The organism is Pikeienuella sp. (assembly GCF_046290545.1).
Classification (GTDB): domain Bacteria; phylum Pseudomonadota; class Alphaproteobacteria; order Rhodobacterales; family Rhodobacteraceae; genus Pikeienuella.
The window spans coordinates 204,705-229,943 of record NZ_JBKAGV010000005.1 but is presented as its reverse complement, the minus strand read 5'-3'; the positions used below and the strand labels follow the sequence as shown (position 1 = coordinate 229,943).

Genomic DNA, 25,239 nt, shown 5'->3' with positions numbered 1-25,239 from the left:
TATGGACGGCGCGCCCGAGAGCCCGCGGCCGCGAAGCCTCGCGGAACTCCGCGTCGCGCTTGAGGCCGCGCTGAAAGAGGCGAGGACCGCGCCCGACCCGCGCGCCGCCGCCCTCGCCGCGCTGATCGAGATACAGGCGGAAAGCCGCCAGGCCGCGCTCGCCCGTCTCGGCGGCGCACGCGACAGCGGCCCGCGCGTCGCGCGCGAACTCACGGAGGCGATGGACCTCGTCGTCCGCGGCGCGCTCGATTTCGCCTCGACCTACCTTCACCCCAACTATGCGCGCGACGCGGCGGAGGGCTTCGCCGTCGTCGCCGTCGGCGGCTACGGGCGGGGGGAGATGGCGCCCTTCTCCGATGTCGATCTCCTCTTCCTGACGCCCTGGAAGAAGACCGCCTGGATGGAGAAGGTCGTCGAGTCCACGCTCTATCTCCTTTGGGACCTGAAGCTGAAGGTCGGCCAGTCCGTCCGCAGCATCTCCGAATGCCAGCGTCTGGCGCGGGAGGATTTCACGATCCGCACCGCGCTTCTGGAGAAGCGCTTCCTCTGGGGCGACGAGGCGCTGGCGAAGAAGCTTTCCGCCGCGCTCCGGAAGGATTTCCTCTCGTCCGGCCCCGAATTCGTCGAGGCGAAGCTCTCCGAGCGCGACAAGCGGCACGAGCGGCACGGCGGATCGCGCTATCTCGTCGAGCCGAACGTGAAGGAGGGCAAGGGCGGGCTCCGCGACCTCCAGACGCTCTTCTGGATCGCGAAGTACATCTACGACGCGGAGGATGTGGCGGACCTGATCGGCAAGGGCGTGCTCAAGGCGGAAGAGGCGGAGATCTTCTCCGCCGCCGCGTCCTTCCTCTGGACGGTTCGCTGCCATCTCCACCTCGCCGCCGGCAGGGCGCAGGAGCAGCTGACCTTCGACTACCAGGTCGAGGTCGCGCGGCGGCTCGGCTTCGAGCCGCAGGGCGGGCGCCGCGGCGTCGAGGTCTTCATGCAGCGCTATTTCCGCCATGCGAAGGACGTCGGGGACCTCACGCGCTTCTTCTGCGCAGCGCTGGAGGCGGACCAGAAGAAGGCGCGCCCCGGCCTCGGCGCGCTGGTGCGCGCCTTCGCCTTCGGTGCGACGCGGGAGGATCCGACCGGGTTCTTCATCCGCGACGGCCGCATCGACGTGGCGGACGAAGGCTGGTTCGACGATAACCCCGTGAACATCCTCCGCCTCTTCGAGGAGGGGCTGAAGACCGGCGCGCTCATCCACCCGAACGCCCATCGCCTCGCCGCGCGGAAGCTCCACCTGATCGACGAGGCGCTCCGCCTCGATCCGGAGGCGAACGCGATCTTCCTGCGCCTCCTCTCGGAATCGGGGGACCCGGAGCGCGCGCTCCGCCGGATGAACGAGACCGGCGTGCTCGGCGCCTTCATCCCGGAATTCGACCGGATCGTGAGCCTGATGCAGTTCAACATGTATCACAGCTACACGGTTGACGAGCATACGATTCTCGCCGTCGGCAGCCTCCGCAAGCTGGCCTCCGGAGGGCTCATCACGGACCTTCCGGTGGCGAGCGAGATCATCGCCAAGGGGGTGGACATGCAGGTCCTCACCCTCGCGCTCTTCTTCCACGACATCGGCAAGGGCGATGCGCGCCCGCATGAGGAGGTCGGGGCCGAGATCGCCGCCCGGCTCTGCCCCCGCCTCGGGTTGACGGAAGGGCAGACGGAGATGGTGGAATGGCTCGTCCGCCATCACCTCATCATGTCCGACTATGCGCAGAAGCGCGACATCTCGGACCCGAAGACCGTCCGCGCCTTCGCGGACCAGGTGCGGAGCGTGGAGCGGCTGAAGCTCCTCCTCGTCCTCACCGCGCTCGACATCCGGGCCGTGGGGCCGACCACCTGGAACAACTGGAAGGCGCAGCTTCTCCGCCATCTCTATGCGGATACGCTGGCGGTTCTCGGCGTCGGAAACGAGGGGCTCAGCCGCGCCGGGCGCGTCGCCGAGGCGAAGGCGCGGCTGCGCGAGCGTCTTTCGGCCTGGAAGGACGAGGAGATCGACGCCTGGTTCGCCCAGCATTTCCCGCCCTACTGGCTCGGGCTCGACACCGACACGCAGGAGCGGCTGGCCGAGATCGGGCGGAGCGCGAAGCCCGACAACATCCACAGCCGGTTCGACGACGACCCGGCGCGGGACGCGACACGGCTCTGCCTCTACCTCGCGGATCATCCCGGCCTCTTCAGCCGCATCGCCGGCGCCCTCGCCCTCGCCGGCGCCTCCGTGCGGGACGCGCGGATGTTCACCTCGTCCGAGGGGATGACCACCGCGGTCTTCTGGGTGCAGGACCGGGAGGGCGCCCCGTTCGAGCCGGCGCGGCACGAGCGGATCAAGAAGAGCATCCACCGCGCGCTCCGCGGCGAGTACGTGGCGCGGGAGGCGCTGAAACCGAAGCGCGAGCTGAAGAAGCGGGAGCGGCCCTTCGAAGTGCCGACGACCATCACCTTCGACAACGAAAGCTCGGATCTCTACACCGTCATCGAGGTCGACACGCGGGACCGTGTGGGCCTGCTCCATGATCTCACCCGCGCCCTCGCGGCGGCGAGCATCAACATCGTCTCCGCCGTCATCACCACCTATGGCGAGCAGGCGGTGGACAGCTTCTACGTGAAGGACATTTTCGGGCTGAAGATCCGCTCCGCCCAGAAGCAGAAATCCGTAGAGCAGCGCCTCCGCGACGCGATCCGCCAGGCGGCGGCCGAGGCCGAGGACGCTTCGTGAACGCAGCCGCCCCGCGGCCAATCCGCCTCCTCCGCGCCTTCGCCACGGTCGGCTCCTGGACGATGGCGAGCCGCGTTCTCGGCTTCGTGCGGGACGTGATGATCGCCGCCCTGCTCGGCGCCGGGCCGATGGCGGAGGCGTTCTTCGTCGCCTTTCGCCTGCCCAACATGTTCCGCCGCTTCTTCGCGGAAGGGGCGTTCAACATGGCCTTCGTGCCCCTCTTCGCGAAACGGCTGGAGGCGGGAGAGGATGCCAAGGGCTTCGCCGAGGAGGCGCTGGCGGGGCTCCTCTTCGTTCTCCTTCTGCTCTCGGCGCTCGCGCTCATCTTCATGCCGGCGCTTATCTTCCTCCTCGCGGCGGGCTTCGCGGACGATCCGGCGCGGTTCGACCTCGCGGTGCTCTACGCCCGCATCCAGTTTCCCTATCTCCTCTGCATGGCGCTGACGGCGCTCTTCTCGGGCGTGCTCAACGCATTGGGGCGCTTCGCGGCGCCGGCCGCCGCGCCCGTTCTTCTCAACGTCATCCTGATCGGGGCGATGGCGGTCGCCGCCGGCGCCGCGGCGCCGGTCGGCTCGGCGCTCGCGCTCGGGGTGCTGGCGGCGGGTTTCGCTCAGGTCTGGCTCGTGGCCCGGGCGGCGCGGCTCTCGGGCATGTCGCTGCGGCTCCGCCGTCCGCGCTGGAGCCCGGCGATGCGGCGGCTCCTCGTCCTCGGCGCGCCGGGCGCCGTTTCCGGCGGGGTGATGCAGATCAATCTTCTCATCGGCACGGTGATCGCCAGCTTCCATGCCGGCGCTGTGGCCTGGCTGTCCTATGCGGACCGGCTCTATCAGCTGCCGCTCGGCGTCGTTGGCGTCGCGATCGGCGTCGTCCTCCTGCCGGAGCTCTCGCGCCGCTTCCGGGCGGGGGACGGGGCGGGAGCGCGGGCGGCTTTCTGCCGGGCGGCGGAGTTCTCGATGGCGCTGACGCTCCCCGCGGCGGTCGCGCTCGTGGCGCTCGCAGGGCCGCTCGCCGCGGTGCTCTTCGGCCGGGGCGCCTTCGGCGCAGAAGACGCCGCGGCGGTGGCGCGCGCGACGGCGCTCTTCGCGCTGGGTCTGCCGGCCTTCGTCATGCAGAAGGTGGTCCAGCCCGCATTCTTCGCGCGGGAGGATACGAAGACGCCGCTTTACTGCGCCCTCGCCTCGGTCGCGCTCAACACCGCTGTCTCCGCCGGCGGCGCGCCGCTGATCGGGTGGGAGGCGATCCCGCTCGGCACGACGCTGGCCGGCTGGCTGAACCTCGCCCTTCTCTGGCGCTTCGCCCGCGCCTTCGGCGATGACGTGGCGCCCGACGAGCGGCTCCGCCGCCGCCTCCCCCGGCTCCTCGCCGCGAGCCTGCTGATGGGCGCCGCCCTCTTCGCCGCGGCGGCGGCGATGGAGTGCGCGCTTGTGGCGCCCGGCCTTCGTTACGCCGCGCTCGGGCTTCTCGTGCTGGGCGGCGGCGTTGTCTACGCGGCGGCGGCGTGGGGCCTCGGCGGCTTCGCGCCGGCGGATCTCAGGGCCGCGATGCGGCGCGGTCGATAGGGCTCAACGCCCCCGCTTCTCCCGCGTCTTCACCTTGGCGCGCCTGATCTTGTCCGCCCCCGCCCGCCGCCGCGGCGCCGCGCCGCGCGGCCCGGCCCGGCCAGGGCGGCCGAAGCCCTCCGCGTCAAGCAGCTCGAAGAGGAGCCCGCCCGTCAGCGGCGCCGCCTCCATCAGCCGCACGCGCGCGCGGGCGCCCAGCACGATGGTCTTGCCCGATTTCTCGCCCACCAGCGCCGCCCGCGCCTCGTCATGCCGGAAATACTCCGCGCCGAGCGAGGAGATCGGCACCAGCCCGTCCGCCCCCGTCTCGTCCAGCTTCACGAAGAGCCCGAACCGCGCGACGCCGGAGACGCGGCCCTCGAACTCCGCGCCGATCCGGTCGGAAAGATAGGCGGAGAGATAGCGGTCCGTCGTGTCCCGTTCCGCCTCCATCGAGCGGCGCTCGGTCATCGAGATATGCTCGCCGATGGCGGCGAGCCCCTCCGCCTCCTCCCATGTCTGCCCGTCCTCGCCCCAGCCATGCGCCGCGATCAGCGCCCGGTGGACGACGAGATCGGCATAGCGCCGGATCGGCGAGGTGAAATGCCCGTAGGACCGAAGATGCAGGCCGAAATGGCCGTAATTGACCGGCGCGTAATAGGCCTGCGTCATGGAGCGGAGCACGGCCATTCCGATCAGCTCCGCATCCGCCCCCTCCGCCGCCGCGTCGAGCAATTCGTTGAGCTGGCTCGTGCGCAGCACCTCGCCCTTGGCGAGCTTGTAGCCGGATTCCTCCGCGATCACGCGCAGCGCCTCGATCTTCGCCGGGTCCGGCTCTTCGTGGACGCGGTAGAGGAGCGGCTTGCGCTTCCGCTCCAGCGTCTCCGCCGCCGCGACATTGGCGAGGATCATGAATTCCTCGATCAGCCGATGCGCGTCCAGCCGCTCTCGGAAGCCGACGGAGAGGACCTGCCCCTCGGGCGAGAGCTCGATCTTCCGCTCGGGGAGGTCGAGATGAAGCGGCGCACGCCGCTCCCGCGCCTTCCAGGCCGCGGCGAAGGCGCCGTAGAGCGGGCGGATCACCGGGTCGAGCAGCGGCCCCGTCGCGTCGTCGGGCCGCCCGTCCATCGCCGCCTGCACCTGCTCGTAGGTGAGCGAGGCGGGGGAGCGCATGAGCCCGCGGTGGAAGGAATGCCCGTCCATCGCCCCGTCCGGCGCGAGCCGCATCCGCACGGCGAGGCAGGGCCGGTTCGCGCCCTCGTGCAGCGAGCAGAGATCGCCCGAAAGCGCCTCCGGCAGCATCGGCACCACCCGGTCGGCGAAATAGGTGGAGTTGCCGCGCAGCTTCGCCTCCTGGTCGAGGGCGGAGCCGGGGCGGACGTAATGGGCGACGTCGGCGATGGCGACCCAGACGATCCAGCCCCCTTCCCGCTCCGGGTCGGGCTCGGCGAAGACGGCGTCGTCATGATCCCGCGCGTCGGAAGGGTCGATGGTGACGAGCGGGAGATGGCGGAGATCCTCCCGCTTCTTCGAGATCCGCACCGGCTTGGCCGCCGCCGCCTCCGCCAGCGCGGCCTCGGGGAAGATCGTGGGTATGCCGCGGGCGTGGATCGCGATGAGGGACACGGCGCGGGGCGCGCCCGGGTCGCCCAGCCGCTCCACGACGCGGCCGTGGCGGAGGCCGAAGCGGGGGCCCGGAACCTGCTCCACCTCCACCAGCTCGCCGTCCCGCGCGTCGCCGGCGTCCACGACGATCATCTCGTCCTGCTTGCGGTCGACGGGGACGAGCCTTCCGCCTGCGCCCTCGGCCCGGAAGATGCCGAGGCTCCGCTGAGCGCCCGCCGCGATCTTGCGGATCATCCGCGCCTCGTAGAGGCCGGGCTCGCCGTCCGCGGGGCGCAGCCGGGCGAGGAGGCGGTCGCCCTTGCCGAGCGCCGGGTCGCCCTTCTTCTCCACGATGACGATGCGGGGCGCGGGCTCCGCCCCGGCCCAGGAGAGCGGGCGCGCGAAGAGGTCGCCCTCCGGCCCCGCGCCCTCCACGGCGAGCATGCCTACGGGGGGCAGCATCCCGTCGCCGCGGAAGGCGCGGTCGGCCTTCTTCAGCGCGCCGTCGGCCTGCATCTCCCGCAGCATCCGCTTGAGCTCGACCCGCGCCTCCCCTTTCAGGCCGAAGGCGCGGGCGATGTCGCGCTTCGAGGCCTTCTCCGGATTGTCCCGGACGAAGTCGAGAATGGCGTCGCGTGTGGGGAGGTCTCGCATCCGCGAGATATGGCGGAAGCGATGCGCCCCGTCCACCCGGCCGGTCAGCGGCGGCGGCTCCCGGGGTCTGCGCGGGGCCTGCATGGGGCTTGAGCGGGGCTTGAACGGGGCCGCCCCGAGGGGGATTTCCATGGAAATCGCCCTCGGAGGTTTGATTCCAAACGCTTTTTCAAAATTTCGAAATTTTTCCGGCCATTCGGAGCGCCGCTTGCCGGCGGCCTGTCTCCGCACCCCGCCCCACCCGGTCTTCGACCGTGGCGAGGCGGCGCGCGGCGACCCGCAGGACGGGGCGCCTCGCCCGCTGCGCCGGGCGACCGATCCGCGCGGTGATCCGGGTCTCCGACCTTCGGGGCCATTCCGGGCGGGCGGACCGGATGGAGCCCGGCGCGGTGACGGGCGCGGCCGACGCGGCGCCGACCGGGGAGCGGCTGGAGGACATGGGCGAGCACGCCCTCCGCGGCGGCGGCGCCCCTGTCAGGCTCTTCGCGAGCTGAGGCCGCTCAGGCCCGCCGGTCCACCAGCGTCTCGAACCCGCCCCACATCATCCGCATCCCGTCGAAGGGCATCTCGCCCAGCTCGGCCATCCGGGGGTCGCTCATCATCGCCGCGAAGGCGCGGTCCGCGGTCGCCCTGTCGGGCCATTCCATCCAGGAAAAGACGACACTCTCCCCCTCCGCCTTCTTCACGGCCATCGGGAAGGAGGTGACCTTCCCGTCCGGCACATCCGCGCCCCAGCATTCGCGCAAGCTCAGGCAGCCGAGATCGCGGAAGACCGGCCAGGCCGCCTCGGCATGGGCGCGGTAGCGCTCGCGGTTCTCGTCCGAGACGGCGAGCAGGAAGCCCGAAACGTAGGTCATTCTTCATCCTCCCTGAGTCGATGACGGGGAGCTTGACCGCAGTTTATTTTGATATCAAGTTATTTTGCATGATGGACCCCGCCCTCCCCCTCTCCGCCACCCATGAGGTGCGGGACCGCTGTCTCTGCCTCCATGTCCAGCGCGCGGCGCGGGCGCTGGCGCGGCGCTTCGACGAGGCGCTCAGGCCCTTCGGGCTCACGAACGGGCAGTTCTCCCTCCTGATGTCGCTCAACCGGCCCGAGCCGCCGCGGATCGGCGACCTTGCGCCCTTCCTCGCGATGGATGCGAGCACGCTCACCGCCGCGCTGAAGCCGCTCCGCCGCCGCGGCCTCGTCTCCGTGACGGCGGATGCGGAGGATGCGCGGGCGCGCCGGCTCTCGCTCACGGAGGCGGGGCGGGAGGCGCTGAAGGCGGCGCTCCCGGCCTGGCGCGCGGCGCATGACGCGCTTGACGCGGGGTTGCCGGAGGAAGGGCCGGGCGCGCTGAGGGGGCTGCTGCGGGGGCTCGGATGACCGGCGGGCGGTGCGGTTCCGCCTCGCATTCGCCGCCTTCGGTTCACTTCGGCGAACGTCGCCAAGTGCGCCCGGCGGATCACACATGCGGCCGATCCGCCCGCGGCTGCTCGGCGCCCCTCGCCCTCGGCGACCTTCCACCGGAAGGTCGCTGATCGGGGCAGGAGGTGAACGGCGAAGGCGCGCCGAATGCAATCGCCTCGCCCCGCCTGAACCCTCGGCTTGCCTCCCCTCGCGCGCCGGTCTATCCGGGTCGGAGACGCCCTGCCTGGGTCCCCCAAGGCGGCGAAAGCTGCCTCAAGAGCCCTGCAATGCGCCTGACCCCCGAACATTCCCCGCCCCAGGAGGCGCGGCGCCTCTTCCGCATCGCGGGGCCGCTGATCGCCGCCTATCTCGCCGAATACGCGATGTTCGTGACGACGAAGCTCGTCGTCGGCTCGCTCGGCGTCGAGCCGCTCGCCGCGGTCGGCCTCGCCGCCTCGCTGGCGCATGAGGGCATGGTGATCATGATGGGGATCCTCTCCGTCACCGGCGTCCTCGCCGCGCAGGCGGAAGGGGCGGGGCGGAAGCAGGAGGCGGGGCACGCCGCGCGGCAGGGGCTGATCACGGCGCTGATCCTTTCCGTTCCCCTCATGGCGCTGATCTGGAATCTCGGTTCGATCATGCGCCTCGCCGGGCAGGACGAGGCGGTGGCGGCGGCGGCGGAGCCGTTCCTCCATGCGCTGACCCCGTTCGTGCCGGCCATGCTGCTCTTCACCGCGCTCCGCGATTTCGTCGCCGCGCTTTCGCGCACGGGGCCGATCATGGCGATCACGGTCGCGGCGGTCGGCTTCAACTGGCTGCTGGCGGAGGCGATGGTGCATGGCCGCTGGGGGGCGCCGGAGCTTGGCGTGGCGGGCGCCGGGCTCGCGACCTCGATCGTGAGCTGGGCGATGCTCGCCGCCCTTGCGCTCTACATCTGGCGGAAGCCGGCGCTGCGCGGCTACGGGCTCTTCCGCGCGCGGCTCAGGTTCGACCCGAAGATCATCCGCGTGATCTTCCGCCTCGGCCTGCCCATCGGCGCGATGGTGGGGCTGGAGGCGGGGCTCTTCACCGCCGTCGCGCTCCTTTCGGGCGTGATCGGGGCGGGGATGCTGGCGGCGCATCAGGTGCTGATGGCCTGGATCGGGATTCCCTTCGTCATCGCGCTCGGCATCGCGGAGGCGGGGATGGTGCGCGTCGCGCACGCCGTCGGGCGGGAGGACCCGGCGGGGGCGCGGCAGGCGGGGTTCGTCGCGCTCGGGATCGGCGCGGGCGCGCTCACGCTCCTCGTCGCCGCGCCGCTCCTGCTGGCGGAGGAGATGACGCGCCTGTTCCTCCCCGCCTCCGCGCCGGGCTTCGACGAGGTCGCGGCGCTGGTGACGCAGATCATGGTCGTGGCCGCGATCTTCCAGGTCTTCGACGGGGCGCAGGCGATCATGGCGCGCTGCCTCCGGGGGCTCAGGGACGCCTATGTGCCGCTCTGGATCGCCGGGTTCTGCTACTGGCCGCTCGGCGTCGGCGGCGGGGCGCTGCTCGCCTTTCCGCTCGGGCTCGGGGGCGCCGGGCTCTGGATCGGGCTGGCCGCGGGGCTGATCGTCGCCGCCTGCCTCCTCACCTTCCGCTTCGCGCGCCTTTCCGGGCGGCGGCTCGCTCAGGCGGCGGAGCGGGCGCCGGAGGCCGCGGCCTCGTAGACTTCGAGCGTCCGCGCGATCGTGTCCTCCAGCCTGAAGCGGGAGCGGACGAGCGCGCGCCCCGCCATCGCCATATGCGCCCGCCCGCTTTCATCAAGGTCGAGCGCGGCGGAAAGGGCGGCGGCGAGCGCGGCCTCGTCACCCGGCGGGAACAGCCACCCGCTCGCGCCGTGGCGAAGGGATTCACGCGCCGCGCCGTGATCGGCGGCGATGACGGGCCGGCCCATCGCCTGCGCTTCGAGAAGGATGCGGGCGGAAAGCTGCGGCTCCGTCGCCGGCGCGACGACGAGGGCGGAGAGCATCAGCGCCGCCGGCATGTCCGCCGCCGGCCCGGCGAGGCGGATGACGTCGCCCGCCCGCGCCGCCGCGATCTCCGCCTCGATGAGCCGCGCCTGCGCGCCCTCCCCTTCTCCGACGATAATCGCCGTGAAGTCCGCCCCCCGCTCCGCCTTCAGCCGCGCAAGCGCGCGGACGAGCAGGCGCCGGCCCTTGCCCGGCGCGATGCGGCCGGGGGAGAGGATCAGCGGCCGCGCATCCTCGGCGAGGCCCAGCGCCTCGGCCATGCGGAGCGCGCGCATGGGGCTCACCGCCTCCTCCGCGAAGCCGGCCATGTCCGCGCCCCGCGGGATCGTGACGACCCGGTCCGGCCCGAGCCCGCGCGCCTCGCGCAGATGCGCCGCGACATGATCCGAGGGCGCGATGACGGGCGCGCCCGCGGCCAGCGCGTCGAAGAGCGGGCGGGCGAGCATCCCCGCCTCGTCCGGCTCGGACCATGTGGTGACGAAGGCGGCGCCCGTCTCCTCCGCCGCGCGAAGGCCGGCGGCGGCGGCGGCCGCGCTCCGCGCATGGATGAGGTCGGCGCCCTCCGCCCGCGCCAGCGCCGCGACCGCGCGGGCGTTCGAGCGGATGCGGAGCGGCGAGCGCGTGTCGAGGTCGAGCGCGGCGAGGCTCGCGCCGGTCGCGCGCAGGCGGAGGGCGGAGGGCGTTTCCGCCGCCGCGATCACCACCCGCGCGCCGGAGCGGACGAGCGCCGCGGCGGTCTCGTGCAGCGCGCGCTCCGAACCGCCGTGGCCCGGCGGGGGCGCAAGTTCGAGAACGGTCAGCGGTTTTCCCCGCCGCTCCGGCGCGCTAGCATCGCGCATCGCCGTTCCGTCCTCAGCCGCCACCGGATCTCCATGGATAGCCCGTCCCGCCTGCAGCTTACCCCGGGCCGCGCCCTCGCCTACCGGAAAACGGAGGCGCGCGGCGCGGGATGTGACAAACCGGGCGTCGTCTTTCTCGGCGGCTTCCGCTCCGACATGGAGGGGACGAAGGCGCTGGCGCTCGAAGCCTGGGCGCGGGAGGCGGGCCGCGCCTTCCTCCGGTTCGACTATTCCGGCCACGGCGCCTCCGACGGCGCCTTCGAGGAGGGCTGCGTCGGCGACTGGGCGGAGGACGCGTTTGAGGCGCTGACGCGGCTGACGGACGGCCCGCAAGCGCTCGTCGGCTCCTCGATGGGCGGCTGGATCTCCCTCCTCCTCGCCCGGCGCGCGCCGGAGCGCGTCTCCGCCTTCATCGGGATCGCCGCGGCGCCGGATTTCACCGCGGAAATGGCGGCGGAGATGGACGAGGCCGCGCGCGCCGAGATGGCGGAGACGGGCCGATGGCTCCGCCCCTCCGCCTATTCGGATGAACCCTATCCGATCACGCGCCGGCTGATCGAGGACGGTGCGGCGCAATTCGTCCTGAACACGCCGCTCCGCCTCCCCTTCCCCGTCCGGCTCTTCCAGGGGACGGCGGACGAGGACGTGCCCGTCTCCGTCGCGCTCCGCCTGCTCGATCATCTCGAAAGCCCGGACGCCCGGCTGGTGCTGGTGAAGGGCGCCGACCACCGCTTCAGCGGCCCGGCGGAACTCGCCCTCCTGACCGGCGCGCTCGACGAACTCTGACGCGCCCGCCTTGCGCCGCCGCGCCCCCGCCGCTACCCCGGCTGCACCAATCGGAGGACCGGCATGAACGGCGCAGACTCGCTCGTGAAGACCCTGCTCGCCTCGGGCGTGGACCATTGCTTCGCCAATCCCGGCACGTCGGAGATGCACTTCGTCGCCGCGCTGGACGGCGCGGCGGAGATGAAATCCGTCCTCGCCCTGCACGAGACGGTGGCGACCGGCGCGGCGGACGGGTTCTTCCGCATCGCGGGCCGCCCGGCGGCGACACTCCTCCATCTCGGGCCCGGCCTCGCCAACGGCCTTTCCAACCTCCACAACGCGAAGAAGGCGCATTCCGGCGTCCTGAACGTGGTGGGCGAGCACGCCCTGCCCCATATCGCGCTGGATGCGCCGCTGACTGCGGATATCGAGGGGATCGCCCGGCCCGTCTCGCACTGGGTCCGCACCTCCCGCTCCTCTGCGGATGTCGGGCAGGATGCGGCGGAGGCCGCCGCGGCGGCCTCGGCGGGCCAGATCGCGACGCTGATCCTGCCCGGCGACACGGCCTGGACCGAGGGCGGCCGCCCCGCCGCCGCCATCGCCCGGCCGGAGCCGGAAGCGCCGGAGGCCGAGACGATCGAGGCGGCGGTGAAGATGCTCCGCGAGCCGGGCGCGCTCCTGCTCCTCGGCCCGGGCGCGACGGACGAAGCGGCGCTCCGCGACGCGGGCCGCATCGCCGCGGCGACGGGATGCGCGCTGATGACCGAATGGTCCAACGCCCGCCTTGCCCGCGGCGCCGGCCGCGTGGCGGTGGGCCGGGTGCCCTATCCGGTCGACCAGGCGCTGGAGGCGCTGCGCCCCTTCCGCCGGATCGTCCTCGCCGGCGCGAAGCCGCCCGTCGCCTTCTTCGCCTACCCGGACAAGCCGGGCGTGCTGACCCAGCCCGGAACCGAGTTCGCGAAAGTCGCGGAGCCCGGCCCCGGAGCCGCCGAAGCGCTCCGCGCGCTGGCGGACGCGCTCGGCGCCCATGACGCGCCAAAGACCGCGGAGCCGGGCCGCCCCGAAATTCCCGCCGGGCCGACCGACCCGAACGGCATCGCCGCCGCGCTCGGCGCGACGATCCCCGAAGGCTGCATCGTGGTGGACGAGAGCGTGACGACCGGCCGCGCCTTCTTCGGCCTCACCGCCGGCGCCCCGCCGCATGACTGGCTCAACAACCGCGGCGGCTCCATCGGCTACGGCATGCCGCTCGCCGTCGGCGCGGCGCTGGCGGGCGGGGGCCGCCCCGTCCTCGCCCTCGTCGGCGACGGCTCCGCGATGTATTCGCCGCAGGCGCTCTGGACGATGGCGCGGGAGGGGCTGCCCGTCACCGTCCTCATCTTCGCCAACCGCAGCTATCGCATCCTGAGGGGGGAGCTTGCGAATGTGGGCGTCTCCAATGTCGGCCCCCGCGCCCTCTCCATGCTGAGCCTTGAGGATCCGGCCATCGACTGGCTCGCCATGGCGCGCTCGATGGGCGTGGAGGCTGAGCGCGTCTCCGAGGCGCCCGCCCTCGCCGCCACGATCCGCGCGGGGCTCGCCTCGGGCGGGCCGTATCTGGTCGAGGTGATGTGCTGAGCTAGGCCCGCCGCGCCCGCGCCGCCGCGGCGGCCGCCTCCTCCGGCAGGCCGAGCGCGGCGTAGACGCCTGCGAGCGCTGTATTGTTCGGCACGGAGAGCGGCTCGAAGCCGAGCCTGCCCATCAGGATCTGCTGCGCCTCGGAGAAGCGACCGGCGCGGATCAGCGCGTCGAGATGGATCTGGTGGAAGACGTCGCGCTGCGCATGGCTGCCGCCGCCGCGCCAGATCATCGGCAGCGCGCGGCCGAGCCGCTCCGCCGCCTCCGACCAGCGCCCCTCCGCATGGGCCTTGAGCCCCTCCGCCGCGGGAACCGCCATGTCTCGCCACATCGCGGCGGACCATCCGCCGGCCTCGGCATGGGCGCGCATGTGGTCGATGAAATCCGCCGCCGCGCCCCGCCCCGCGCGGGCGAGCGCATAGAGGTATTGCAGCGAGAGGAAGGGGTTGACGACATCCCGCACCCGCCCCTCCAGCCGGTCCGCCAGCCCTTCCCAGCGCGGCGAGACGTCGAGACCGACAAGCTCAAGCCGGGCGAGGAGCGAGATTTCGTTGATCTGGTCTTGGCTGTAATCCGGCTGCACGCCGTGGATGTGATCGTCATAGATCGCCAGCGCGCCGTCGTAATCCCCTTCCGAGATCGCGAAGAGCGCGACATGCCACCAGTTGTGGACATAGAGGACGGAATTCTTCCCCTCCCACGTGTCGCGGAGCGCGAAATGCGTCTGGCGCCCCTCGGCGATGCGCCCCTCGGTGAGGAGGACATGGGCGAGCGCGTGCTGCGCCCAGCCTTCGTTCCGGTCGATCTCGATGGCCCGCCGGGCGACGGCCTCGGCCTCCTTCAGCAGGTGGCTCTCCTCCAGCCCGAAGGCGAGCATGCCGAGCGCGCCGGGCTCGTCCGGGAAGGCCTTCGCGCCGTAGCGGGCGGAATGCAGCATCCCCGGCGCGTCGCCGAGGTCGAACATGTGCGTCTGCCGGATCTTCACGGCGACGAGGTCCGAGGGCCAGAGGTCGAGGATCTCCTTCCCCGCGGCGATCACCGCCGGGATGTCGCCGGAGGCCCATTTCCGGGCGACATCGACAATCCGCCGCTCCCGCTCCGTCGCGCCCTTCGCCGCCGCCTCCGCCGCTTCGAGGAACGGGGCGGCGAGGGCGGGGCTGTCCGCCCGCTCCAGCCACATCATCAGGATCGCGGCGTAGGCGTTCGCGAGGGGCGATCCCCGGTCCCGCTTCGCGGCTTTCATTATGCCGCCCGCCTTCCGGTCGAAGGCGATGAGGCCGTGGGAAAAATCGCGGATGGCGCTCACCGTCTCCGGCTCCCGGTCCGTGATCGCGTTGCCCCAGTGGTCCGTCTCCGCCATGCCCTATCCTCCGATCCCGAATCCGCCGAGAAGGCGCCGGCGCCAGGCGCCGATCCTGATATCCTCGAACCCGCCATAGAGCCGCAACGCCTGCCGCCGCAGCGACGGGTCGAGGAGCGCGCGCTCCCCCTCCCGCGCCAGCCGGGCGGAGAGGGCGACGGCGCGGTCCGTCACGTCGCTGTGCACATCGCGGAGGCCCTCGGCCTCAGCGGCGAGGCTCTCGTGCAGGAATATCTGGTCGCCCTGCGCGCGGAGGAGGAAGAGGAAGCCGAGCCGCCGCATCTCCGCCCGCACCGGCGCGCGGCCCGGCCCCCGCCATGTCTCGACCTGCACATAGGCCGCGCGGGCGGCGAGGAAGCGGCGCGCGCCTTCGATCACCGGGCGCTCGTGCCCCTCCACGTCGATCTTCACCGCCGCGTCGCGCGCGCCCTCCGCCGGCAGGATGTCGTCGAGCGGCGCGAGGCGGACAGGCGCGCCGCCCTCCGCGATCCGGTTGCCGGGGCCGAAGCGCAGCCGCCGCTCGAAGGGCGCCTCCCCGGCCCGGTCCGAGAGGGCGACGTTATGGAGCCGCGCGGCGATTTCGGGGTTGAGCGAGATATTGCGGCGCAGCTCCTCGAACGTGTCCGGCGAGGGTTCGAACGCCTCCACAAGCGGCCGCCGGGCGAGGCGCCCGATGCTGACCGAATAGGCCCCGAGATTGGCGCCGATGTCGACGAAGAGCCCGAGCCGCAGCCGCCGCACCGCCGCCTTCATCATCCGGAGCTGCGCCGGCTCCGCCAGCGCGCAGAGCCTCACGAATTGCCGGCTCTCCGCGGTGAACCGGCCGAGGGAGGTTTCCACATGCTCGCTCATCTCGTCTCCGCGCCCGACGCGGGAGCATTAACGCCGCCCGCGCGCGATGCAAAGGCCGATGGACCGGCGCAGGGCCATCCCCTATCTCCCCTATGATGAGCACCGAATCGCACGAAAGCCCCGAAGCCGCGCTCGCCGCGCTGCAGCGCCTCTACGCGGAGGAGACGGCCCGGCTGAGGGACCGTTTCGCCGCCTTCGCGCGGGGCGAGCGGCTGGAAGCGCCGGCGCGCGGCTTCTACCCCCGCCTCTCCGTCACTGTGGAGCGGACGCTGCCGCATCCGCCGGCGCAGAGCTTCGGCTTCTGCGACGCGGCGGGGCGGTTCGAGACGACGGTGACGCGGCCCGACCTCTTCGCCCGCTATCTCCTGACCCAGCTGCGGGAGATCCGGGCGAACCACGGCTGCGCCTTCGAGACCGGGCTTTCGGACATGCCGATCCCGATCCATTTCGCCTTCCCGACCGGGCTCCATGTGGAAGGCGAGGTGAGCTTCGAGAATCTCGCGGATTTCGGCCGTCTCTTCGACATGCCGGACCTCGCGACGATGGACGACACCCATGTGAACGGGGAGATCGACTATCTCGGCGCCGCCGTGCGCCCGCTCTCGCTCTTCACCGCGCCGCGGATCGACTATTCGCTGCACCGGCTCCAGCACTATACGGGCACCGGGGCGGAGGATTTCCAGAACTTCGTGCTCTACACGAACTACCAGTTCTATGTAGATGGTTTCAGGCGACTTGCGCAGGAGCGCGTCGCGGACCCGTCGAGCGGCTATGACGCCTTCGTCGAGCCCCGCGCCGGCGCGCATCCGCCACAGATGCCCGCCTATCACCTGAAGCGGGCGGACGATAACGGGATCACGCTCGTCAATATCGGCGTCGGCCCTTCCAACGCCAAGACGATGACGGACCATGTCGCCGTCCTCCGCCCCTCGGCCTGGGTGATGCTCGGCCATTGCGCCGGGCTCCGCCGGACGCAGCGGCTGGGCGACTATGTCCTCGCCCACGGCTATGTGCGGGACGACCACGTGCTCGACGCGGACCTGCCCGTTTGGGTGCCGATCCCGGCGCTGGCGGAGGTGCAGCAGGCGCTCGAAGGCGCAGTCTCCGAGGTTGCGGGCGTCGCGGCGGAGGAATTGAAGCGCGTCATGCGCACCGGCACCGTCGCCTCGATCGACAACCGCAACTGGGAGCTTCGCGACCAGTCCGAGCCGATCCGCCGCTTCTCCCAGTCCCGCGCCATCGGGCTCGACATGGAGAGCGCGACCATCGCCGCCAACGGCTTCCGCTTCCGCGTTCCCTACGGCACGCTGCTCGTGGTCTCCGACCGGCCGATGCACGGGGAGCTGAAGCTGCCCGGCATGGCCTCCGAATTCTACCGCCGGCAGGTTGATCGGCACCTCGCCGTCGGCGTCCGCGCGATGGAGCTCCTGCGGCAGATGCCCTCCCACCGGCTCCATTCGCGGAAGCTGCGGAGCTTCAACGAGGTTCCGTTCCAGTAGGGCTCATTCCCCGCGGGGGAAGCGCTGGCTCTCCTCCAGCACGTTGAGGTCCATGTGGTTGCGCATGTAGCGCTCCGCCGCCCGCTTCAGCGGCTGGAAATCCCACGGGTAGTATCCGCCCTGCCGCAGCGCCTCGTAGACGACATGCCGCCGGGCCTGGCTCTCCCGCACCTCCCGGTCATAGGACGCGAGGTCCCATTTCGCCGCCGCCTCCGCGCGGAAGGCCGAGAGCGTCTCCGCATGGGCCGGGCCCGCGGCGAGGTTGCGCCGCTCGCCCGGGTCCGCCTCCATGTCGAAAAGCTGTTCGGGGTCGAGCGCGCAGGCGGCGTATTTCCAGCGCCCACGCCGGATCGCGACCATCGGCGCCTCGGAGCCCTCCGCGGCGTATTCCATCAGGACAGGGCTTTCCCGCTCCCCTCCCGAGGCGAGCGGGAGGAGGCTTTCCCCGTCCGTCCAGGGCAGCACCGCCTCCATCGAGACGCCGGCGAGCGCCGCGAGCGTCGGCGCGGCGTCCATCGTGGAGACGGGCGCCGCAACGAGGCCGGGCGCGAGCCCCGGCGCGGCCAGCATCATCGGCACGCGCGCGGAGCCCTCGTAGAAGGACATCTTGAACCAGAGCCCCCGCTCCCCGAGCATGTCGCCATGGTCGGAGACGAAGAGGACCGCCGTGTTCTCCGCCTGCCGCGTCTCCTCCAGCACGCGGAGGATCTCCCCGATCTTCTCGTCGAGATAGGATATGTTGGCGAAATAGGCCCGCCGGCTTCGCCGCACATGCTCGGGCGTGATGCCGAACGCCTCGTGATCGCAGGCGCGGAGCAGCCGCTGCGCATGGGGGTCATGCGCCGCGAATGCCAGCGCCTCGCCCGGCGGGTCTAGATGCGCGCAATCCTCGTAGAGGTCCCAGAATTTCCGCCGCGCGACATAGGGATCGTGCGGATGCGTGAAGCTGACCGTGAGCGCCCACGGCCTCGGATCATGCCCGCGGGAATAGTCGTAGAGCCGCGCCAGCGCCTCCGCCGCCACCTCGTCGTCATATTCGAGCTGGTTGGTGATCTCCGCGACGCCGGCGCCGGTGACGGAACCCATGTTGTGATACCACCAGTCGATCCGCTCGCCGGGCTTCCGGTAATCCGGCGTCCAGCCGAAATCGGCGGGGTAGACATCCGTCGTCATCCGCTCCTCGAAACCGTGCAGCTGGTCCGGGCCGACGAAGTGCATTTTCCCGGCGAGACAAGTGCGATAGCCGGCGCGGCGAAGATGATGCGCGAAGGTCGGGATGTCGGATGCGAACTCGGCGGCGTTGTCATAGACCCGGGTGCGCCGCGGCAGCTGGCCGGACATGAAGCTCGCGCGCGCCGGGGCGCAGAGCGGGCTCGCCGTGTAGGCGTTGGCGAAGCGGAGCGAGCGGGCGGCCAGCGCCTTCAGATGCGGCGCATGGAGCCATGCGGCCGGCCCGTCGGGAAAGAGCGTCCCGTTCAGCTGGTCCACCATGATGACGAGCATGTTCGGCCGGCGCGCCATTCGTTCCTCCTCCGCCCGGATGCGCGTCTTGCTCGCACGCTGCGCGCGCCGGCGCCAGCGTCAACCCGGCGCCGGGCTTCCGCCCCCGGCGCAGAAGTGATAGAGGCCGGGGCCTGATCGCGAGACCCTGAAAGAAAGCGGCCCGAAACCGGACATGCAGGCCCCGAATCCGATACCGGCCCCCGCCCCCACGGCGAGCGGAATCATCTTCCGCCCGGCGGATTTCGCGACCTTCGCGGAAGCGCTGGACTATGCGGCGGCGGGCGCGACCGGCTTCACATACTACAACACGCGCGGCGAAGTGGCGGAGGTTCTGCCCTATGCCCGCCTCGCGGCCGAGGCGCGGGGCGTCGCCGCGCGCCTGCTCGCCCTCGGCCTCCGGCGGGGCGACCGCGTGGCGATTCTCGCGGAGACGAATGCGGATTTCGCCCGCGCCTTCGCCGGGGCGATGATCGCCGGCCTCGCGCCCGCGCCGCTGCCGCTCCCCGTCGCCTTCGGGGCGCGGGAGGCCTATTCGGACCAGCTTCGCCGGATCGTCGGCGTCGCCGGCGCCCGCGCCGTGATCGCCGGGGCCGAGTATGCCGAGTGGGTGGCGGAGGCGATGGCGGGCGCTTCGCTCCTCTTCTGCGGCCGGATGGCGGATCTGCCGGAGGCCGCGGGCGCGGCGCCCGAATTCGCCCCGGCGCCGGAGGATATCGCCTATCTCCAGTTCTCCTCGGGCACGACCGGCTCGCCCAAGGGCGTCGCCGTCACGCATCGCTCGATGATGGCGAATCTCCATGGCATCGCCGCGCACGGGCTGAAGCTTCGCGAGGGCGACCGGGGCGTTAGCTGGCTTCCGCTCTATCACGACATGGGGCTCGTCGGCTGTTTCCTGACGCCGATCGCCACCCAGTTTTCCGCCGACTATATCGAGACGAAGGATTTCATCCGCCGCCCGCTGCTCTGGCTCGAACTGATCGACCGGAACCGCGCGACGGTGACCTTCGGCCCGACCCTCGGCTATGACCTCGCGCTCCGCCGCGCCAAGGGCCGCGCGCCGGAAGGGCTGGACCTTTCCTCCTGGCGCGTCGCCGGCATCGGGGCGGACATGGTGAAGGCCCCGATCATCCGCGCCTTCGCCGAATGCTTCGCCGAAGCGGGCTTCGACCCGGCCGCCTTCACGCCCTCCTACGGCATGGCGGAGACGACGCTCGCGCTCTCCTTCGCGCCGCTCGGACAGGGGCTGAGGACGGAGCGGCTCGCGCTCGACGCGCTGGAGCGCGACATGGTCGCCCGCCCGGCCGCGCCGGGGGAGAAGGCGCGGGACTTCGCCTTCTGCGGCCCGGCCCTGCCCGGCCACGCCATCGTGGTCCGGGGGGATGACGGGGAGACGCTGCCGGAGGGCGCGGTCGGCCGCATCTTCGCCTCCGGCCCCTCGCTGATGCGGGAGTATTTCGGCGATCCGGAGACGACCGCCGCCGCGCTTTCCGGCGGCTGGCTCGACACCGGCGATCTCGGCTATCTGCGCGAGGGGCAGATCGTCATCACCGGGCGGGCGAAGGACCTGATGATCGTCAACGGCCGGAACATCTGGCCGCAGGACCTCGAATGGTCGGTGGAGCGGATGGTGGAGCATGTGCGCGCCGGGGGAACCGCCGCCTTCTCCGTGCTCCCCGATGACGGCGGCACGAAGACGGAGGAGGAGATCGTCCTCGTCGCGGAATGCCGCCTGCGCGAGCCGCAGGAGCGCGAGGCGCTCCGCGCCGAGATCCGCGCCGCCTTGCGGGAGGCGCACGGGCTGGAGGCGCGGGTCGCGCTGGCGAAAAACGGGGCCCTGCCCTCCACCTCCTCGGGCAAGCTCTCCCGCGCGAAGGCGCGGATCATGTTCCTCGACGGCGAATTCGACCTCGGCCCGGCGTGACCGGCCTCGCCGCGCTGACCGGCGGGGCGGGCTTTCTCGGCCGCCATGTCGCCGCCGCGCTCGCCGCGAAGGGATGGCGGCTCCGGATGCTCGTGCGCCGCGCGCCCGACCTGCCGGAACTGGCGGAGCACTGGATCGACCTCATCCCCGGCGACCTTTCGGAGCCCGCCATGCTGGAGCGCCTCTGCGAGGGGGCGGACCTTGTGGTTCACATGGCGGGCGTGGTGAAGGCGCCGCACACGGCCGGCTTCATGCGCGCCAATGCGGAGGGGACGGGCGCGCTCGCCGAAGCGTGGCGGGCGCGGAGCCCTGGCGCGCGCTTCATCCTCGTCTCCTCCATGGCCGCGCGCGCGCCGCATCTCTCCGCCTACGCCGCCTCGAAGCGGGCGGGGGAGGAACGGCTCCGCGCGCTCGCCGGGGACGGCGACTTCCGGGTGCTCCGCCCCGGCGCGATCTACGGGCCGCATGACGAGGAGAGCCTGAAGGTGCTGAAGCTCGCCGCCGGGCGCGTTCAGGTCATGCTCAACGCGCCCGACGCGCGCGTCTCCCTCATCGCGGCGCGGGACGCGGCGGAGGCCGTCGCCGCGCTCGCGGCGCATCCCGGCGGCGGCGCCCTCCACGAACTGACGGACCGCCGCCGCGAGGGCTACACCTGGGCGGAGCTCTCCGAGACCGGCGCACTCGCGCTGGGGCGGGAGCCGAAGGCGATCCGCCTCCCCGCCCTCGCGCTCCGGGCGCTCGGGGCGGCGGGCGGGGCCTTCTCCGCGCTCACCGGGCGCGCGGCGATGCTCACCCCCGGCAAGGCGCGGGAAATCCTCGCGCCGGACTGGGGGGCGGACCCGGCCCTGCCTCCGGTCCCGCCGGAAATCTGGGGCCCGCAGGTCGGCCTCGCGCAGGGGCTGGCGGAGATGGCCGCCTGGGCGAAGGCTACGGGCCGGCTCTGACGAGCCCGACCGCGCGCCGCACATCCTCGGGGGACCAGCCGGCGGAGCGCAGCGCGGCGAGCGAGACGTCATCCGCCCGCTTGGCGAGCCGCCGCCCGGTCTTGTCCCGGATCAGCCGGTGATGGCGGTAGATCGGCGCGGCGAGGCCGAGCAGCGCCTGGAGGAGCCGGTGGACGGACGTGGCCGCGAAAAGGTCCTCCCCCCGCGTCACATGGGTCACGCCCTCCGCCGCGTCGTCCACGACGACCGCGAGATGATAGGCCGCCGCCCCGTCCTTCCGCCTCAGCACGACGTCGCCATGCGCCTCCGGCGCGACCGCGATCTCCCCCGTCTCCCCGGCGGGGCCCGCCCCGATCTCCCGGAAGGTCAGCGCCCCGGCGCGCGCCGCAGCCGCCGCCATGTCGAGCCGGAGCGCATGGGCCGCGCCCGGCGCCGCGCGCCCGCCCGTCCGCGGCCGGCACGTTCCGGGATAGGGCGGCCCCGCCTCCGCCCCTTCCTGCGGCGCGCCGCCCGCCGCGGCGATGTCGGCCCGCGTGCAGGAGCAGGGATAGACGAGCCCCATCGCCCCGAGCCGCGCCAGCGCCGCCTCATAGGCCGCGCCGCGGGCGGACTGGCGCATCACGGGTTCGGGCCAGGAGAGGCCGAGCCAGCGCAGATCCTCGAAGATCGCCGCCTCGAAATCCGGCCGCGCCCGCCCCGCGTCCAGATCCTCGATCCGCAGGCGGAAGACGCCCCCCTCCGCCCGCGCCGCGTCGAAGCCCATGAGCGCGGAGAAGGCGTGGCCGAGATGCAGCAGCCCGGTCGGCGAGGGCGCGAAGCGCTCGACCGGCCTCACCCCTCCGCCCGCGCCTTCCGCCAGACGATCCAGGCGGCGATGAAGCCCGTAAGCCCGGCGAGCGCGAACACCCCCTCCCGCGGCACGCCGAGCGCGCCGATCAGCGCGGCGGTGACGGCGGCGGAAAAGACCATGCAGAGGCTGTCGATCACGTTGGAGCAGGCGACGAACTGCCCCTTCCGCCCCTCCGGCGCCTTCACCTGATATTCGACGTTGAGCGGCGTGACGTAGAGCCCCGCGCACATCGCCATGAAGACGAGCGCGCCGAGCACCGGCCAGCTTTCCGCCCGCCCGAGGAATTCGGAGACACCCATCAGCTCCGTCCGCCCTTCGAGCCCCGCGCCATAGGCGCCGACCGCGAAATAGAAGAGGAGCGCGCCGACGGCCATGCCCGCCGCGCCCCATGGCGCCGTCTTCAGCGTCACCTCGCCCTTCACGATCACCGAATAGAACACGGCGCCCAGCGCGACGCCGACGGAGAAGGAGGTGAGGAGGATCAGCGCCACATCCTCCGAGGCGAGGAGCGAGAATTTCGCCACCTGGAAGATCAGCGAAAGGAACGTCGCCCCCGCGAACCAGAACCAGCCGAGCGCCAGCATCGCGAACATCGCCGGCTTCGAATCCCGGCATTCGCGGATGATCTGCACCATCGCCAGGGGCATGATCCAGTTGACCTTGGGCTTCGGCCCCATCGGCGGCGCGGAGGGCGCCCAGAAGCTCGCGATCCAGCCGATCACCGCGATGACGACGACCGCGACGGAGACGGCGAGCACCCCTGAATCGGTCAGCACCAGCTTCGCGCCGAAGATCTGCCCGAGCAGGATGGCGAGGAAGGTCGCGCCCTGTATGAGCCCGTTCGCCGCCGGCATCTCGTCCCGCTTCATGTATTGCGGCAGCACGCCATACTTGATCGGCGCGAAGAAGGCGGATTGCGCGCCCATCAGGAACATGAGGATCAGGAGAACGGGCAGCGCCTGCGTGAGATAGGCCGCGGCGGCGATCCCCATCAGGACGATCTCCGCGAACTTCACCCGGCGCATCATCCGCGCCTTGTCCATCCCGTCCGCGATCTGCCCGGCCGTCGCGGCGCAGAGCGCGAAGGGCAGGATGTAGAGCCCGGCGGACATCTGCACGAAGAGGTCCACCTGCCCCTCCGTCAGCGCCATGCTGTCCGCCAGCCGGTAGGTCAGGAGCGCGACGAAGGCGTTCTTGAAGGTCTGGTCGTTGAACGCGCCGAGGAACTGCACGATGAAGAGCGGCGTGAACCGCCGCGAGCCGAAGAGCGCGAACTGGTTCCCCGCCGCCCTGCTCGGCGCGCCCGCCGCCGCCTGATCCGTCATCCCGAACCCCTGTCTAGCTCGTTGCGACTTCCGCACGGCTCAGCGCGGGGATCAAGAGGGTTCGGCCGCTACTCGTTCCCGGCCTTCCGCGCGAAGCGGTCCTCCGCGGCGGCCAGCTCCGCGGGCCCGGCGTGCTCGCGGATCAGCGCCATCGTCGCCGCCTCGACCTCGGATTCGATCCGGGCCATGAACTCGTCCTTCTCCAGCCCCGGCAGGATCGGCGGCAGATACTGGATCGCGCCGGTCCGCCCCGGCTTCTTGGCCCATTCCCGCTTCGGCCAGATCGCGCCGAGGGACTGGGCGACGGGGACGACCGGGATTTTCGCCGCGTCGTAGATGTTGAAGACCCCGGTGCGGTAGCGCGCCTTGGCGCCGAGCGCCATCAGCTCTCCCTCGGGATAGATCAGGATCGGCCGTCCCTGCGCCGCGACCCGGACCGCGCCCTCCCGGATCATCTCGGTCAGCCCCTGCGGCCCGCCCTCGACCGAGACGGTGATGAGGTCGAGCTTGCGGATGAGGGCGCCGAGGAAGGGCAGGTCCCCCAGCTCCTTCATCACCACGGCCCCGCAATCGGAATGGCGCCCGAAGATCACCGCGACGTCGAGTTCGGACTGGTGCTTGGGCGCCAGCACATAGGGCGGCGGCGGCAGGTTCTCCGCCCCCCGCACCTCGATCCGCCCGCCGAGGCAGATCCGGACCCACCATTGCGTCCAGCGGCACCAGGAGGCGATCATCGCCCGGGTCCTGTCGGGCGAGACGAAGCGGCAGGCGGCCGCGATCCACATGGCGCGCACGAAGGTCACGGCGTAAAAGACCACGTTGAAAAGGAAAACGCGCAAACCCGTCATCGCCGCGCCTCCCCGAGGCGCTTGCGCGCCTCCGCCTCGTCCGCCTTCATGGCTTCGATCAGAGCCTCCAGCCCGTCGAATTTCAGCTCCGGCCGCTGCCAGGAGACGAGGCCGACGGATAGCCGCGCGCCGTAAAGGTCGCCTTTGAAGTCGAAGATGTAAGTCTCGATATTCGGGCGGTTCTCTCCGAACATCGGGCGCACGCCAAGCGAGGCGACGCCCTCGTATTGCCCGCGATGCGGCCCGTCCTTCACCTCGACGCGCACGGCGTAGACGCCGAAGCGCGGGAGCATCAGGCCCGCCATCGAGAGATTCGCAGTGGGATAGCCGAGCTCGCGACCGCGCTTCTCGCCATGCTCCACCACGCCCTCGATCCGGTGGAGATGGCCGAGCATGCGCGTCGCGTCCTCGGCCCGGCCCTCGGCGAGCGCGGCGCGGATCGCGGTGGAGGAGACCTCGCCCGCCTCCCCGCCCACGAGATCGGCGATGGTGACGCCGAAGCCGAGCCGGGCGCCCGCCTCGCGAAGATAGGCCGCATCCCCCGCCCGCTTCATCCCGAAGCGGAAATCCGCGCCGACGACGGCGTGGGAAAGCCCGAGCCGGCCGGCGAGCACCTCGGCGCAGAACGCTTCGGCCGTGAGCGCCGCGAAATCCCGGTCAAAGCGGATCACGAACAGCCGGTCGACGCCGAGCTGGGCGAGCCGGTCCGCCCGCGCGCCGAGGCGCATGAGCCGGAAGGGCGGCGCATCGGGCTGGAACAGCTCGCGCGGATGGGGCTCGAAGGTGACGACGCCGAGCGGCGCGCCCGTCGCCATATCCGGCGCGCGGGCGAGATCGAGCACGGCCTGGTGGCCGAGATGCACGCCGTCGAAATTGCCGATGGCGGCGGAGGCGCCGCGATCCCCGTCGCGGACCTCGTCCAGCCCTTCGATGATCCGCATCCGCCCCCGTTCCGCCGCTCAGGCGCGGCCCCG

General features: G+C 71.9%; 20 protein-coding genes. 10 read left to right on the top strand and 10 right to left on the bottom strand.

Annotated elements, in window-relative coordinates; translation table 11 throughout:
• Window position 1: 1 nt before the first annotated feature.
• Complete coding sequence (locus ACE37J_RS03715) at window positions 2-2,761, top strand: [protein-PII] uridylyltransferase (protein WP_409707222.1); 2,760 nt, start codon at window positions 2-4, stop codon at window positions 2,759-2,761.
• Window positions 2,758-4,320, top strand: coding sequence for a murein biosynthesis integral membrane protein MurJ (gene murJ / locus ACE37J_RS03710; RefSeq protein ID WP_409707219.1), 1,563 nt, complete (start codon window positions 2,758-2,760; stop codon window positions 4,318-4,320). The genes ACE37J_RS03715 and murJ overlap by 4 nt, the downstream gene beginning before the upstream one ends.
• Window positions 4,321-4,323: 3 nt before the next feature.
• Here murJ and rnr read toward each other — a convergent pair whose 3' ends face one another.
• Entirely contained in the window at window positions 4,324-6,558 is a 2,235-nt protein-coding gene (rnr, locus tag ACE37J_RS03705) for a ribonuclease R (protein WP_409707362.1), read from the bottom strand.
• Between the two features lie 254 nt (window positions 6,559-6,812).
• On the opposite strand from rnr, the gene ACE37J_RS03700 reads away from it, so the two are divergent.
• The gene (locus ACE37J_RS03700; protein WP_409707216.1) at window positions 6,813-7,052 is read left to right on the top strand and encodes a hypothetical protein; all 240 of its coding nucleotides are present in this window, start codon (window positions 6,813-6,815) and stop codon (window positions 7,050-7,052) included.
• 6 nt (window positions 7,053-7,058) lie between these two features.
• Here ACE37J_RS03700 and ACE37J_RS03695 read toward each other — a convergent pair whose 3' ends face one another.
• Window positions 7,059-7,415, bottom strand: coding sequence for a DUF1428 domain-containing protein (locus tag ACE37J_RS03695; protein ID WP_409707213.1), 357 nt, complete (start codon window positions 7,413-7,415; stop codon window positions 7,059-7,061).
• A gap of 71 nt (window positions 7,416-7,486) precedes the next feature.
• On the opposite strand from ACE37J_RS03695, the gene ACE37J_RS03690 reads away from it, so the two are divergent.
• Window positions 7,487-7,927: a MarR family winged helix-turn-helix transcriptional regulator gene (locus ACE37J_RS03690; protein WP_409707359.1), complete on the top strand. Its 441-nt coding sequence runs from the start codon at window positions 7,487-7,489 to the stop codon at window positions 7,925-7,927.
• Between the two features lie 311 nt (window positions 7,928-8,238).
• Window positions 8,239-9,639 (top strand): MATE family efflux transporter, encoded by a 1,401-nt coding sequence (locus ACE37J_RS03685; protein ID WP_409707210.1) that lies wholly within the window; start codon window positions 8,239-8,241, stop codon window positions 9,637-9,639.
• Here ACE37J_RS03685 and ACE37J_RS03680 read toward each other — a convergent pair.
• On the bottom strand, window positions 9,600-10,805 hold the full coding sequence (locus tag ACE37J_RS03680; RefSeq protein ID WP_409707207.1) for a glycosyltransferase: 1,206 nt from the start codon (window positions 10,803-10,805) through the stop codon (window positions 9,600-9,602). The genes ACE37J_RS03685 and ACE37J_RS03680 overlap by 40 nt on opposite strands.
• Before the next feature lie 9 nt (window positions 10,806-10,814).
• On the opposite strand from ACE37J_RS03680, the gene ACE37J_RS03675 reads away from it, so the two are divergent.
• On the top strand, window positions 10,815-11,567 hold the full coding sequence (locus tag ACE37J_RS03675) for an alpha/beta fold hydrolase (protein WP_409707204.1): 753 nt from the start codon (window positions 10,815-10,817) through the stop codon (window positions 11,565-11,567).
• 63 nt (window positions 11,568-11,630) lie between these two features.
• A complete protein-coding gene (locus ACE37J_RS03670; protein WP_409707201.1) occupies window positions 11,631-13,163 on the top strand; it encodes an acetolactate synthase large subunit in 1,533 nt (510 codons plus the stop codon).
• 1 nt (window position 13,164) lies between these two features.
• On the opposite strand, the gene ACE37J_RS03665 is transcribed toward ACE37J_RS03670, so the two are convergent.
• Entirely contained in the window at window positions 13,165-14,523 is a 1,359-nt protein-coding gene (locus ACE37J_RS03665; protein ID WP_409707198.1) for a tetratricopeptide repeat protein, read from the bottom strand.
• Between the two features lie 3 nt (window positions 14,524-14,526).
• Window positions 14,527-15,375, bottom strand: a complete 849-nt coding sequence (locus ACE37J_RS03660; RefSeq protein WP_409707194.1) for an FkbM family methyltransferase — start codon at window positions 15,373-15,375, stop codon at window positions 14,527-14,529.
• Window positions 15,376-15,470: 95 nt separating this feature from the next.
• Here ACE37J_RS03660 and ACE37J_RS03655 point away from each other — a divergent pair, with 95 nt between their 5' ends.
• Window positions 15,471-16,874, top strand: a complete 1,404-nt coding sequence (locus ACE37J_RS03655) for an AMP nucleosidase (RefSeq protein WP_409707191.1) — start codon at window positions 15,471-15,473, stop codon at window positions 16,872-16,874.
• 3 nt (window positions 16,875-16,877) lie between these two features.
• Here ACE37J_RS03655 and betC read toward each other — a convergent pair whose 3' ends face one another.
• A complete protein-coding gene (gene betC, locus ACE37J_RS03650; RefSeq protein ID WP_409707188.1) occupies window positions 16,878-18,395 on the bottom strand; it encodes a choline-sulfatase in 1,518 nt (505 codons plus the stop codon).
• A 154-nt stretch (window positions 18,396-18,549) separates the two neighbouring features.
• On the opposite strand from betC, the gene ACE37J_RS03645 reads away from it, so the two are divergent.
• Both ACE37J_RS03645 and ACE37J_RS03640 read left to right on the top strand, forming a co-directional pair.
• On the top strand, window positions 18,550-20,298 hold the full coding sequence (locus ACE37J_RS03645; protein ID WP_409707185.1) for a fatty acyl-AMP ligase: 1,749 nt from the start codon (window positions 18,550-18,552) through the stop codon (window positions 20,296-20,298).
• The gene (locus ACE37J_RS03640) at window positions 20,295-21,242 is read left to right on the top strand and encodes an NAD-dependent epimerase/dehydratase family protein (protein WP_409707182.1); all 948 of its coding nucleotides are present in this window, start codon (window positions 20,295-20,297) and stop codon (window positions 21,240-21,242) included. The genes ACE37J_RS03645 and ACE37J_RS03640 overlap by 4 nt, the downstream gene beginning before the upstream one ends.
• On the opposite strand, the gene gluQRS is transcribed toward ACE37J_RS03640, so the two are convergent.
• The 4 genes from gluQRS to ACE37J_RS03620 form a co-directional block, all read right to left on the bottom strand.
• Window positions 21,226-22,077 (bottom strand): tRNA glutamyl-Q(34) synthetase GluQRS, encoded by an 852-nt coding sequence (gene gluQRS / locus ACE37J_RS03635; RefSeq protein WP_409707179.1) that lies wholly within the window; start codon window positions 22,075-22,077, stop codon window positions 21,226-21,228. The genes ACE37J_RS03640 and gluQRS overlap by 17 nt on opposite strands.
• Window positions 22,074-23,417: an MFS transporter gene (locus tag ACE37J_RS03630; protein WP_409707176.1), complete on the bottom strand. Its 1,344-nt coding sequence runs from the start codon at window positions 23,415-23,417 to the stop codon at window positions 22,074-22,076. The genes gluQRS and ACE37J_RS03630 overlap by 4 nt, the downstream gene beginning before the upstream one ends.
• 68 nt (window positions 23,418-23,485) lie before the next feature.
• Window positions 23,486-24,265, bottom strand: coding sequence for a lysophospholipid acyltransferase family protein (locus ACE37J_RS03625; RefSeq protein WP_409707173.1), 780 nt, complete (start codon window positions 24,263-24,265; stop codon window positions 23,486-23,488).
• Window positions 24,262-25,206: a bifunctional riboflavin kinase/FAD synthetase gene (locus ACE37J_RS03620; protein WP_409707170.1), complete on the bottom strand. Its 945-nt coding sequence runs from the start codon at window positions 25,204-25,206 to the stop codon at window positions 24,262-24,264. Before ACE37J_RS03620 ends, ACE37J_RS03625 begins: the two co-directional genes overlap by 4 nt.
• Window positions 25,207-25,239 lie beyond the last annotated feature (33 nt).

Excerpts from the sequence above, each read along its gene's own strand:
- ACE37J_RS03670 (WP_409707201.1), top strand. The coding sequence starts at position 11,631 with ATGAACGGCGCAGACTCGCTCGTGAAGACCCTGCTCGCCTCGGGCGTG.
- ACE37J_RS03675 (WP_409707204.1), top strand. The coding sequence starts at position 10,815 with ATGGATAGCCCGTCCCGCCTGCAGCTTACCCCGGGCCGCGCCCTCGCC.
- ACE37J_RS03665 (WP_409707198.1), bottom strand. The coding sequence starts at position 14,523 with ATGGCGGAGACGGACCACTGGGGCAACGCGATCACGGACCGGGAGCCG.
- ACE37J_RS03695 (WP_409707213.1), bottom strand. The coding sequence starts at position 7,415 with ATGACCTACGTTTCGGGCTTCCTGCTCGCCGTCTCGGACGAGAACCGC.
- rnr (WP_409707362.1), bottom strand. The coding sequence starts at position 6,558 with ATGCGAGACCTCCCCACACGCGACGCCATTCTCGACTTCGTCCGGGAC.
- ACE37J_RS03715 (WP_409707222.1), top strand. The coding sequence starts at position 2 with ATGGACGGCGCGCCCGAGAGCCCGCGGCCGCGAAGCCTCGCGGAACTC.
- ACE37J_RS03655 (WP_409707191.1), top strand. The coding sequence starts at position 15,471 with ATGAGCACCGAATCGCACGAAAGCCCCGAAGCCGCGCTCGCCGCGCTG.
- ACE37J_RS03630 (WP_409707176.1), bottom strand. The coding sequence starts at position 23,417 with ATGACGGATCAGGCGGCGGCGGGCGCGCCGAGCAGGGCGGCGGGGAAC.
- ACE37J_RS03690 (WP_409707359.1), top strand. The coding sequence starts at position 7,487 with ATGGACCCCGCCCTCCCCCTCTCCGCCACCCATGAGGTGCGGGACCGC.
- ACE37J_RS03620 (WP_409707170.1), bottom strand. The coding sequence starts at position 25,206 with ATGCGGATCATCGAAGGGCTGGACGAGGTCCGCGACGGGGATCGCGGC.
- ACE37J_RS03645 (WP_409707185.1), top strand. The coding sequence starts at position 18,550 with ATGCAGGCCCCGAATCCGATACCGGCCCCCGCCCCCACGGCGAGCGGA.
- ACE37J_RS03625 (WP_409707173.1), bottom strand. The coding sequence starts at position 24,265 with ATGACGGGTTTGCGCGTTTTCCTTTTCAACGTGGTCTTTTACGCCGTG.
- ACE37J_RS03685 (WP_409707210.1), top strand. The coding sequence starts at position 8,239 with ATGCGCCTGACCCCCGAACATTCCCCGCCCCAGGAGGCGCGGCGCCTC.
- ACE37J_RS03660 (WP_409707194.1), bottom strand. The coding sequence starts at position 15,375 with ATGAGCGAGCATGTGGAAACCTCCCTCGGCCGGTTCACCGCGGAGAGC.
- betC (WP_409707188.1), bottom strand. The coding sequence starts at position 18,395 with ATGGCGCGCCGGCCGAACATGCTCGTCATCATGGTGGACCAGCTGAAC.